This window comes from Bartonella sp. ML69XJBT, assembly GCF_028618515.1.
Classification (GTDB): Bacteria; Pseudomonadota; Alphaproteobacteria; order Rhizobiales; family Rhizobiaceae; genus Bartonella.
Map to the genome: position 1 here is coordinate 16,479 of NZ_JAQITB010000021.1, position 10,634 is coordinate 27,112.

General features: G+C 39.7%; 11 protein-coding genes and 2 tRNA genes. 1 reads left to right on the forward strand and 12 read right to left on the reverse strand.

Annotated elements, in window-relative coordinates; translation table 11 throughout:
* Positions 1 to 4 precede the first annotated feature (4 nt).
* The 12 genes from nuoK to PVV68_RS06885 all read right to left on the reverse strand — a co-directional run bounded on the left by nuoK (position 5) and on the right by PVV68_RS06885 (position 10,128).
* Positions 5 to 313 carry an NADH-quinone oxidoreductase subunit NuoK gene (nuoK, locus tag PVV68_RS06830; RefSeq protein WP_273721345.1) on the reverse strand — a complete coding sequence of 103 codons (309 nt, stop codon included), beginning with the start codon at positions 311 to 313 and terminating at the stop codon, positions 5 to 7.
* Positions 314 to 322: 9 nt separating this feature from the next.
* Positions 323 to 943, reverse strand: coding sequence for an NADH-quinone oxidoreductase subunit J (locus tag PVV68_RS06835; protein WP_273721346.1), 621 nt, complete (start codon positions 941 to 943; stop codon positions 323 to 325).
* Positions 944 to 1,036: 93 nt separating this feature from the next.
* Positions 1,037 to 1,528 carry an NADH-quinone oxidoreductase subunit NuoI gene (nuoI, locus tag PVV68_RS06840; RefSeq protein ID WP_273721347.1) on the reverse strand — a complete coding sequence of 164 codons (492 nt, stop codon included), beginning with the start codon at positions 1,526 to 1,528 and terminating at the stop codon, positions 1,037 to 1,039.
* Positions 1,529 to 1,542: 14 nt separating this feature from the next.
* Positions 1,543 to 2,589: an NADH-quinone oxidoreductase subunit NuoH gene (nuoH, locus tag PVV68_RS06845; protein ID WP_273721364.1), complete on the reverse strand. Its 1,047-nt coding sequence runs from the start codon at positions 2,587 to 2,589 to the stop codon at positions 1,543 to 1,545.
* A gap of 22 nt (positions 2,590 to 2,611) precedes the next feature.
* The gene (gene nuoG / locus PVV68_RS06850; protein WP_273721349.1) at positions 2,612 to 4,681 is read right to left on the reverse strand and encodes an NADH-quinone oxidoreductase subunit NuoG; all 2,070 of its coding nucleotides are present in this window, start codon (positions 4,679 to 4,681) and stop codon (positions 2,612 to 2,614) included.
* Positions 4,682 to 4,746: 65 nt separating this feature from the next.
* On the reverse strand, positions 4,747 to 6,054 hold the full coding sequence (gene nuoF, locus PVV68_RS06855) for an NADH-quinone oxidoreductase subunit NuoF (protein ID WP_273721351.1): 1,308 nt from the start codon (positions 6,052 to 6,054) through the stop codon (positions 4,747 to 4,749).
* 147 nt (positions 6,055 to 6,201) lie between these two features.
* Positions 6,202 to 6,867, reverse strand: coding sequence for an NADH-quinone oxidoreductase subunit NuoE (gene nuoE, locus PVV68_RS06860; RefSeq protein WP_273721353.1), 666 nt, complete (start codon positions 6,865 to 6,867; stop codon positions 6,202 to 6,204).
* Positions 6,867 to 8,057, reverse strand: coding sequence for an NADH-quinone oxidoreductase subunit D (locus PVV68_RS06865; protein ID WP_273721355.1), 1,191 nt, complete (start codon positions 8,055 to 8,057; stop codon positions 6,867 to 6,869). The genes nuoE and PVV68_RS06865 overlap by 1 nt, the downstream gene beginning before the upstream one ends.
* A gap of 119 nt (positions 8,058 to 8,176) precedes the next feature.
* Entirely contained in the window at positions 8,177 to 8,785 is a 609-nt protein-coding gene (locus PVV68_RS06870; RefSeq protein WP_273721367.1) for an NADH-quinone oxidoreductase subunit C, read from the reverse strand.
* 16 nt (positions 8,786 to 8,801) lie between these two features.
* On the reverse strand, positions 8,802 to 9,383 hold the full coding sequence (locus tag PVV68_RS06875) for an NADH-quinone oxidoreductase subunit B family protein (protein ID WP_273721356.1): 582 nt from the start codon (positions 9,381 to 9,383) through the stop codon (positions 8,802 to 8,804).
* Positions 9,374 to 9,739 (reverse strand): NADH-quinone oxidoreductase subunit A, encoded by a 366-nt coding sequence (locus PVV68_RS06880; RefSeq protein WP_273721358.1) that lies wholly within the window; start codon positions 9,737 to 9,739, stop codon positions 9,374 to 9,376. The genes PVV68_RS06875 and PVV68_RS06880 overlap by 10 nt, the downstream gene beginning before the upstream one ends.
* A 312-nt stretch (positions 9,740 to 10,051) precedes the next feature.
* Positions 10,052 to 10,128: transfer RNA gene (locus tag PVV68_RS06885), tRNA-Asp, on the reverse strand.
* Positions 10,129 to 10,299: 171 nt separating this feature from the next.
* Between PVV68_RS06885 and PVV68_RS06890 the strand changes: the two genes are divergently transcribed.
* Positions 10,300 to 10,375 (forward strand) — tRNA-Val (locus PVV68_RS06890).
* Positions 10,376 to 10,634: the final 259 nt, after the last annotated feature.

The following is a 10,634-nucleotide window of genomic DNA, read 5'->3' on the forward strand; positions in this document are numbered from 1 at the left end:
CTGGTTAGCCTTTCATTACATTAACATCTTCAACTGCAATAGAACCACGATTACGGAAGAAAACAACAAGAATTGCCAAACCAATTGCAGCTTCAGCAGCTGCTACTGTTAAGATAAATAAGGCAAATATCTGCCCCACAAGATCATGAAGAAATGCTGAAAATGCCACAAAATTGAGATTAACTGAAAGCAATATAAGCTCAATGGACATCAAGATAATAATGACATTCTTTCTGTTGAGAAAGATACCAGCAATACCGATTGTAAGCATCAAAGCAGAAACGATGAGATAATGTGTAATATCGATGTGCATAGCCCCCCCTTAAATGCCCTTGCCTGATTCAACTTTTTTGATTTCAATTGCACTTTCTACTGTCCGAGAAACTTGTACCGCTATAGATTGCCGCTTTACACCTGATTTATGGCGAAGTGTCAAAACAATCGCACCAATCATTGCAATCAATAAAATGATTCCAGCCGTTTGAAAATAGAAAACGTAATCTGTATAAATGATATCACCTAATGCCTGTGTATTTGTTCGCTGTGCTAGGTCTGGTGTTGGCTGTGTAATGTGTGTTTTAAGAACTGGAGAAAAATGGCTACTTACAAAAACAACAATTAATTCTCCAGCGACAATACTCCCAACAAGAGCTCCAATAGGAGCATACCGAAGTGCACCACTTTTAAACTCAGCAAAATCAACATCAAGCATCATAACGACAAATAAAAATAAAACGGCTACAGCACCAACATAAACAACTAGGAGAATAAGTCCCAAAAATTCTGCCCCTGCAAGTAAAAACAAAGCTGCAGCATTAAAAAATGCCAATATTAAAAATAAAACAGAATGCACAGGATTTCGTGCAGTTACAACAATAACTGCACTTGCAAGCATAATAAAAGCAAATAAATAGAAAAATGCCGCCGCTAGATCTGTTAGCATAGGCTTCTCCTCAATTAACTACGAAATTGGTACAAAATTTTATACCAGATTACAATTTATCGGAAAAATTATCCGACACCTCAAATGATACACTTAACGATAAGGTGCATCTATCAATATATTGCGAGCAATTTCTCGCTCCCAGCGATCTCCATTCATCAAAAGTTTTTCTTTATCATAATAAAGTTCTTCTCGCGTTTCTGTGGCAAATTCAAAATTTGGTCCTTCTACAATAGCTTCAACTGGACAAGCTTCTTGACAAAAACCACAGTAAATACACTTCACCATATCTATATCATAACGAACAGTTCTACGCGTACCATCATTACGCCTCGGCCCTGCTTCAATGGTAATCGCTTGTGCGGGACAAATTGCTTCACACAGTTTACAAGCAATACACCGTTCTTCTCCATTTGGATAACGACGAAGTGCGTGTTCCCCACGAAAACGTTCAGAAACAAAACCCTTCTCATAAGGATAATTAATCGTAGGCTTTGGCGCAAAAAATTGACGCATGGCTAAGAAAAAAGCACTCACAAATTCTAATAAAAGGAGTGACTTTGCTGCCTGAAAAAGACCTGACATCGTAAAAACTCCTCTTAAGCAAAACCAGTATACTTTAAAAAAGCAGCAGTTATGACAACCATTGCTAGTGAGAGAGGAAGAAAAATCTTCCAACCAAGCCGCATGAGTTGGTCATAGCGATAACGTGGCACAAACGCTTTGACCATAGCAAACCAAAAAAATACAAAACAAACTTTTAAAATAAACCAAATAACACCAGGAACCCAATTAAGCCACCAAACATCCAAAGGGGGCAACCAACCACCTAAAAATAAAATAGTTGTTAATGCACACATTAAAACAATAGCAACATATTCTCCAAGAAAAAAAAGCATGTAAGGCGTTGAAGAATATTCAACCATGTGGCCAGCAACAAGCTCAGATTCCGCTTCCACTAAATCAAAGGGAGGACGATTTGTCTCTGCAAGTGCGGAAATGAAAAATATAATAAACATCGGAAAAAGAACAAGCCAATTCCAATCAAGAAAACTATTAAAAGGAAGACCAAGAGTCGTTCCAAGCCCATGATTTTGTTTATAAACAATGGTTGTGAGATCCAATGAACCACTTATTAAAATGACCGTTACAAGTACAAACCCAATGGAAACTTCATAAGAAACCATCTGTGCTGCTGAACGAAGAGCTCCCAAGAAAGGATATTTGGAATTGGCCGCCCACCCTCCCATAATAACGCCATACACTTCAAGAGATGAAATAGCTAAGATATAAAGCAAACCAACATTAATATGGGCAATCTCCCACCCCTCATTAACAGGGATAACAGCCCACGTTGACAAAGCAAGTGTCGCAGAAACGAATGGTGCCAAAAGAAAAACGCCCTTATTCGCACCAGCGGGGATAATAGGCTCCTTAACAACAAATTTAATTAAATCTGCAAAAGACTGCAACACCCCCCACGGACCAACAACATTTGGACCACGCCGTAATTGCACAGCCGCCCAAATTTTTCTATCCGCGTAAAGAAGATAAGCAACTAAAATCAAGAGAACGACCAAAAGGAGAAGTGTTTTGCCAACTATAATGAGTAATGGTAATAGCCAAGTCATAAAGAAATCATACATCATTATTCTTTTCCCTCTGCCCCTACCCTACAGCTTGCGTGGCACGATTTTTCGCAAGAGATGAACATTCAGCCATAACTGCAGAAGCACGCGCTATCGGATTTGTCAAATAAAAGTCTCTAACCATAGAAGTAAATGCTTGCCGTTCCAGAGTAACCATATGTGAACCAAGCGCTTTAAGATTATCTATATCAGAAGGTATGATATCATCAATGGCACAAAGATGCGGATAATCATTAAAGAGTTTCTGTCTTAACTGAGAAAGGGTATCAAATGGAAGTTTTTGCCCTAAAATATCCGATAAGGCACGTAAAATTGCCCAATCTTCTTTCGCCTCACCTGGAGCAAAACCAGCCCGATTTGTCATTTGCACACGTCCTTCTGTATTCACATAAAGTCCTGATTTTTCAGTATAAGCTGATGCCGGCAAAATAATATCAGCAGCATGTGCACCATTATCACCGTGGCTACCAATATAAATTACAAAAGCTTTTGTATTGGCTAATTCTACTTCATCAGCACCAAGCAAAAATAAAACTTCACAGGTTTTAAGAATATTTGCAACCCCAAGCTCAGAAGTAAAACCAATGTCCAATCCCCCAACCGTTGATGCTGCATTGTGAAGAACTGCAAAGCCATTCCATTCCGCACTAAGAGCTCCAACACTATCAGCTAATTTGGCAAGATTTTTTACAATAGCTAAACCTTCTTTACCTGAAACAGCCCCCTCCCCAATCAGGATAAGCGGCCTTTTCGCTTCTTTTAAGACATTAAAATACGCATCTTCTCCACGAATAAGCGCACTCAATGCATCCGTACCAGTTCCAAGATAAGAATAAGGATACCGTAAGTCGACTTTCTCACCAATTAAGGCGATGGGAAACTGTCCCATCCGTTGACGCTTTAAAATACGCGCATTTAAAACAGCTGCTTCATGGCGCGGATTAGAGCCCACAATAAGCAATGCATCAGCCTGTTCAATACCTGCAATCGTTGGATTAAAAATATAACTCGAACGCCCTAATTGAGAAGATAAAGCCATTCCTCTTTGACGACAATCAAAGAGGTTAGATCCTAGTGAAATGAGTAATTTTTTAAGTGCATACATTTCTTCAATGGACGCAAGATCCCCTGCAATTGCCCCCATTTTTTCTGGTAAGGTTTTAGAAACCACCATTTTTATCTTTTCAAAAGCTTCTGTCCAACTTACAGACTGAAGTTTTCCATCTTTGCGTACATATGGCCTATCAAGGCGTTGCGTACGTAATCCATCCCAAATAAAACGTGTCTTATCAGAAATCCATTCTTCATTTACATCTTCATTTATCCGCGGCATAATCCGCATGACTTCACGACCACGGCTATCAATGCGGATTGCACTCCCAAGTGCATCCATGACATCAATTGATTCTGTTTTACTCAACTCCCAAGGACGTGCATGAAATGCATAAGGCTTTGAAGTTAAAGCTCCAACGGGACAAAGATCAATAACATTGCCTTGCAACTCAGATGTCATGGCTTTTTCAAGATATGTCGTAATTTCAGCATCTTCACCACGACCGATCAATCCAAGTTCAGAAATACCTGCTACTTCTGTCGTAAAACGAACACAACGTGTGCAATGAATGCAGCGTGTCATAACAGTTTTTACAAGTGGTCCAATATATTTATCTTCTACAGCACGCTTATTTTCTGTATATCGAGAACAATCGCGTCCATAGAGCATTGCTTGATCTTGAAGATCACACTCTCCCCCCTGATCACAGACAGGACAATCCAAAGGATGATTGATGAGCAGAAACTCCATCACACCTTCACGTGCTTTTTTTACCATCTCTGTATTGGTAAAAATTTCTGGCGCTTCACCATTAGGCCCTGCTCGTAAATCCCGCACCCCCATCGCACAAGACGCCTGAGGTTTTGGAGGTCCTCCCTTAACCTCAACCAAGCACATGCGACAATTTCCAGCAATTGACAAAGTTTCATGAAAACAAAAACGTGGCACTTCAGCACCAGCAGCTTCAGCAGCTTGAAGCAACGTGTAGTAATCAGGGACTTCAATCTCTTTACCATCAACTTTGATATTTATCATCACTCATCCAGCCTGCGGATAATCCACTTAAATTTGCATTTCATTGCTCTATAAAACAAAAACCTCTATCCAACCGCTTCCAAAGCAGGATTTTTTCTTTGCACGACATTTCGCGTATAATCATCAATTCTACGCTCAATTTCTGGACGAAAATTACGTATCAATCCCTGTATAGGCCATGCGGCTGCATCACCAAGAGCGCAAATAGTATGCCCTTCTACCTGTTTAGAGACTTCAAACAAAAGGTCAATTTCGCGCTTTTGCGCTCTTCCTTCAACCATACGCCCTAAAAGACGCATCATCCACCCAGTACCTTCACGACACGGCGTACATTGACCACAACTTTCATGCTTGAAGAAAGCAGCTATACGCCAAATTGCCTTAATAATATCGGTTGTTTTATCCATAACAATGACACCCCCAGTACCAAAAGAAGACCCTACATCACGCATCCCATCAAAATCCATGATCGCATCAACCATATCTTCTCCACGAACGACTGGACAAGAAGCCCCGCCTGGAATAACTGCTAAAAGATTATTCCATCCGCCACGAATACCGCCTGTATGTTTTTCAATTAACTCACGAAAAGAAACACCAAGAGCTTCTTCAAATGTACAAGGTGCATTTACATGCCCAGAAACCATAAACAATTTCGTTCCAACATTATTTGCACGTCCAATTGATGAAAACCATGAAGCACCACGGCGTAAAATCGTTGGAACAACGGCAATAGATTCTACATTGTTGACGGTCGTTGGACAACCATAAATTCCCATATTGGCAGGAAATGGTGGTTTAAGCCGAGGTTGTCCCTTTTTTCCCTCAAGGCTCTCAAGAAGAGCCGTTTCTTCACCACAAATATAAGCACCCGCACCATGATGAATAATAATATCGCATGCATGCCCATATTTCGTTTTTTTGCCAAGCAAACCTGCACTATAACATTCATCAACAGCAGCTTGAAGCGCTTCACGCTCACGAATATATTCACCCCGAATATAAATAAAAGCAATATTTGCTCCCATGGCAAAAGTAGCAATTGCACATCCTTCAATGAGAGTATGGGGGTCATGGCGTAAAATATCACGGTCTTTACATGTTCCAGGCTCTGATTCATCGGCATTTACAACCAAATAATGAGGACGACCATCACTTTGTTTGGGCATAAATGACCATTTCATTCCAGTAGGAAAACCCGCACCACCACGTCCACGCAAACCTGATGCCTTGACCTCATCAATGATCCAGTCACGGCCTTTTTCAATAATCGCCTTGGTACCGTCCCAATGCCCACGCGACATTGCAGCTTTTAGTGATTTGTCTTTTAAACCATAAAGATTGGTGAAAATGCGATCCTTATCAGCTAGCATACCCCACCTTTTTTTCTATTACCCGTAGCATTTTTAGCTTTTCCTCAAACGCAATTCTTAAACATTTTTTCAAAAATTTTTATTTTTCATCAAATGTTTCTGCAATGAATAAAACAATAAAATATCTTTTATCAGAAAAAATATTTACTATGCTTCCATTCCTTCTTTATCCTTTTTCTTTGAAGATTTCAGTGACTTCTTTTCTTCATCAATAAGAGAAGTTAAACCGCTAATCGGCTCCGATGATTTACGGCTATTTTGTGGACCAACCGCTATTTCAGAACCTTTTTCCGCTTCAAATGCATCAATAATTTCTTCAAGACGCTCAGCTGTAAGATCTTCATAAGTATCCTTGAAAATCATAACCATGGGAGCATTAACACAAGCGCCAAGACACTCTACCTCTTCCCATGATAATGTTCCATCCGGATTAGTAACGAAAGGATCATGATGAATTCTTTTCTGACAAACTTTAATCAATTCATCAGATCCACGTAACATACAGGGAGTTGTTCCACAAACTTGAATATGTGCTTTTGTTCCAACGGGTTTGAGTTGAAACTGAGTATAAAAAGTTGCAACCTCTAGAACTCGAATATAAGCCATGGAAAGAATCTGCGCAATATGTTCAATCGCAGCACGTGTCACCCAGCCATCTTGCTCTTGAGCACGCATGAGTAATGGAATAACAGCAGACTGCTCACGCCCGACAGGATATTTTTCTATGGTATCTTTCACCCACATCTGATTTTCTTTTGTAAAAGAAAACTCTGTAGGCTGATAGATATCATCTGCAAGACGGCGTACGGACATTAGCGATCAACCTCCCCAAAAACAATATCAATCGAACCCAAAATAGCGGTAGCATCCGCCAACATATGCCCTCTGGTTAAAAAGTCCATAGCCTGAAGATGAGCAAAACCAGGAGCACGCAACTTGACACGATAAGGTTTATTCGTACCATCAGAAACAAGATAAACTCCAAACTCACCCTTTGGAGCTTCCACAGCAGCATATACCTCACCAGGAGGAGTATGAAAGCCTTCCGTATAAAGTTTAAAATGGTGAATAAGCGCTTCCATCGAACTTTTCATTTCGCTTCGCTTTGGGGGTACAATTTTACGATCTAAACTCGAAACTGGTCCATTTTTTTCAGTACTAAGCAAACGTTTCACGCATTGGCGCATAATTTTTGCTGATTGCCGCATCTCTTCCATACGAATCAAATAACGGTCATAACAATCACTATTCTTACCTACAGGAATATCAAATTCCATTTCATCATAACACTCATAAGGTTGGCTCTTACGCAAATCCCATGCTACACCGGCTCCACGAATCATAACCCCAGAAAAACCACGCGCCCAAGCCTCATCAATACTCACCACCCCAATATCTACATTACGCTGCTTAAAAATCCGATTTGGCGTTATAAGTGCATCAAGCTTACCAAGAGCAATAAGAAACGGATCAATAAAATTGCCAATATCTTCAATTAAAGATTCTGGTAAATCTTGATGCACACCACCAGGACGAAAATAATTGGCATGAAGACGTGCTCCACACGCACGCTCATAAAAAATCATCAATCTTTCGCGTTGCTCAAATCCCCAAAGTGGTGGCGTCAGTGCACCAACATCCATTGCCTGCGTTGTTACATTAAGTAAATGATTAAGAATACGCCCAATTTCAGAAAACAAAACACGTATTAACTGCCCTCGTTTTGGAACCTCAACGCCCAATAATTTTTCAATAGCAAGTACAAAAGCATGCTCTTGGTTCATAGGAGCAACATAATCTAAACGATCCAGATAAGGGCCAGCTTGAAGATAGGTTTTTGTTTCCATTAATTTTTCGGTACCGCGATGCAACAATCCAATATGCGGATCTACACGCTCAACAACTTCACCGTCTAATTCCAGAACCATGCGCAAAACCCCATGCGCTGCAGGATGCTGCGGTCCAAAATTGATATTAAAGTTCCGAACATTGACCTCAGCCACAATCAACCCCTTGCTTTTCTAAAAAACTTGATATCAAATATTAATAAAAACTCTCATTACTAAGAACTCGGTTATTCTAAGAATTTAGACTCTCATCTTAAGCCTTACCTGCTTCAATGTCATTTATTGACATCCCCTTTTTCATCACATGGTAAAACATGTTGCCCTCCTTCCCAAGGAGAAAGAAAGTCGAAATTACGCATCTCTTGTCGCAAAACAACCGGCTCATAAACCACTCTCTTTACCTCATTATCATAACGACATTCAACAAATCCAGTTACAGGAAAATCTTTGCGCAAAGGATGCCCTTCAAAACCATAATCCGTTAAAATTCGCCTTAAATCAGGATGCCCTGAAAATAAGATTCCATACATATCATACGTCTCACGCTCATACCACTCTGCCCCAGGGTAAATAGAACATGCAGAGGCAACGGGAGTATTTTCATCAGTACGCACTTTAACACGCAAGCGTAAATTCTCCCGAGGAGATAAGAGTTGATAAGAAACATCAAAACGTTTATCACGAAACGGATAATCAACACCGCTAATATCTGTAATATTAATAAACTGACAGCGAGAATCATCACGAACAAACATTAAAACGTCTGTAATTGCATCAAGACGCGAAACAATAGTCAATTCACCAAATGCCAAAATGGTTTCTTCAAGCTTATCGTCTAATCTACTTTTCAAATAGGTAGCAAGTTCAACCAATGTTTCATTCATCATAACAATGCATCCCCTATCGCTCTATAGAACCAGTACGACGGATTTTTTTCTGTAACAATAATATACCGTAGAGCAATGCCTCCGCTGTAGGAGGACACCCTGGAACATAAATATCCACAGGCACAATACGATCACAGCCACGTACAACTGAATAAGAATAATGATAATATCCACCACCATTTGCACATGACCCCATAGAGATCACATAACGCGGCTCTGGCATTTGATCGTAGACTTTTCTTAAAGCCGGTGCCATCTTATTTGTTAGAGTACCCGCTACGACCATCACATCTGATTGGCGGGGTGAAGCGCGTGGTGCATATCCAAAACGCTCATTATCGTAGTGAGGCATGGAACACTGCATCATTTCGACAGCACAACAAGCCAAACCAAAGCTCATCCACATGAGAGATCCGGTACGCGCCCAAGTGATTAAGGCATCTGCTGAGGTAACTAAAAATCCCTTATCTGATAATTCAGCATTCACATCACGGAAGAACTCGTCATCAGCACCTATCAACTTGCCCGTATTGGGATCAATAATCCCTTTTGACTTTGGAGCAATCATCATTGAATTGTCAGATATTAATCCCATTCAAGAGCTCCTTTTTTCCATTCATATATAAATCCGATAGTTAAAAGTGCTAAAAACACAATCATTGACCAAAAGCCAAAAATCCCTATCGAACTAAACGAAACTGCCCAAGGAAAAAGAAAAGCAACTTCAAGATCAAAAATAATAAACAAAATTGATACTAAATAAAAACGAATATCAAACTTCATGCGCGCATCATCAAACGAATTAAACCCGCATTCATAAGCCGATAATTTTTCTGGATCAGGAGAACGATAAGCCACAATATAAGGCACAATTAAAAGAACCCCCGCAATAACTGCTGAAACAATGATAAAGATCAAAACCGGTAAATAAGAGCTCAATAAATGAGTCATAATCTGCTTCCACCTTAAATGAAATGATATGAATTAACGTAATCACTCCACATTATTAAATCAAATAGAAATTATTAATTGCTCTGTTAATCCCGCTCGTATGATTTTAATGACATGTTGGGCGGCACTTTTCCTATCGGCATAGGTAACGCAGAGCAAAAAAAGACGCAAGCCTTATTCTTATAAAGCACATAAAAAGAAGAAAAATCTCTATTTTAAAGAGTACTCTAAAGCTAACACTTTACGTCTATATATTCTGCATACAAAGGCATTTTACTCAATAAAACAGGATTTGATAAAGAAACTTAGAAATGGCGCGAGTGACGGGGCTCGAACCCGCGACCTCCGGCGTGACAGGCCAGCACTCTAACCAACTGAGCTACACTCGCACATTCCAAACCAATTTATGATTGGTATAAGCGGTCGTGTAAGGGGTTCATTCATTGATGTCAAGCAAACTTATGCATTTTTTTAAAAAAATCGTCAAACATCATCTTTATTGTTGCGTTTACAATTTTTTTTCCTTAAAGAGTGCTCATTCGATTGCTGATCATTGCATTGGGCGATTAGCTCAGCTGGTAGAGCGCCTCGTTTACACCGAGGATGTCGGGAGTTCGAGTCTCTCATCGCCCACCATTTAATTTTATATGGCAAATAAGTTATTGATTTGTCATATCTTTTTTAAGGTTCGGGATAAATAAATAAAGGTTAGGGAATAGGATTTTCAAACCTATCCCTAAAAAGCACTTTCTTTTTTGTCCACTTTCCCCAATAATTTTTTAAATTCTGTCAAATCCTGTTGTGAAAAATTTTCTAAAGTTCTAACAAACATGCCAACAACTTCACGCCCAAATGAATCAGAAGGTTTTATTGTAAAACTCTTACGGCAAGAGTC

Excerpts from the sequence above, each read along its gene's own strand:
- nuoH (WP_273721364.1), bottom strand. The coding sequence starts at position 2,589 with ATGTATGATTTCTTTATGACTTGGCTATTACCATTACTCATTATAGTT.
- nuoK (WP_273721345.1), bottom strand. The coding sequence starts at position 313 with ATGCACATCGATATTACACATTATCTCATCGTTTCTGCTTTGATGCTT.
- PVV68_RS06875 (WP_273721356.1), bottom strand. The coding sequence starts at position 9,383 with ATGGGATTAATATCTGACAATTCAATGATGATTGCTCCAAAGTCAAAA.
- nuoF (WP_273721351.1), bottom strand. The coding sequence starts at position 6,054 with ATGCTAGCTGATAAGGATCGCATTTTCACCAATCTTTATGGTTTAAAA.
- PVV68_RS06835 (WP_273721346.1), bottom strand. The coding sequence starts at position 943 with ATGCTAACAGATCTAGCGGCGGCATTTTTCTATTTATTTGCTTTTATT.
- nuoE (WP_273721353.1), bottom strand. The coding sequence starts at position 6,867 with ATGTCCGTACGCCGTCTTGCAGATGATATCTATCAGCCTACAGAGTTT.
- PVV68_RS06870 (WP_273721367.1), bottom strand. The coding sequence starts at position 8,785 with ATGAATGAAACATTGGTTGAACTTGCTACCTATTTGAAAAGTAGATTA.
- nuoI (WP_273721347.1), bottom strand. The coding sequence starts at position 1,528 with ATGTCAGGTCTTTTTCAGGCAGCAAAGTCACTCCTTTTATTAGAATTT.
- PVV68_RS06880 (WP_273721358.1), bottom strand. The coding sequence starts at position 9,739 with ATGACTCATTTATTGAGCTCTTATTTACCGGTTTTGATCTTTATCATT.
- nuoG (WP_273721349.1), bottom strand. The coding sequence starts at position 4,681 with ATGATAAATATCAAAGTTGATGGTAAAGAGATTGAAGTCCCTGATTAC.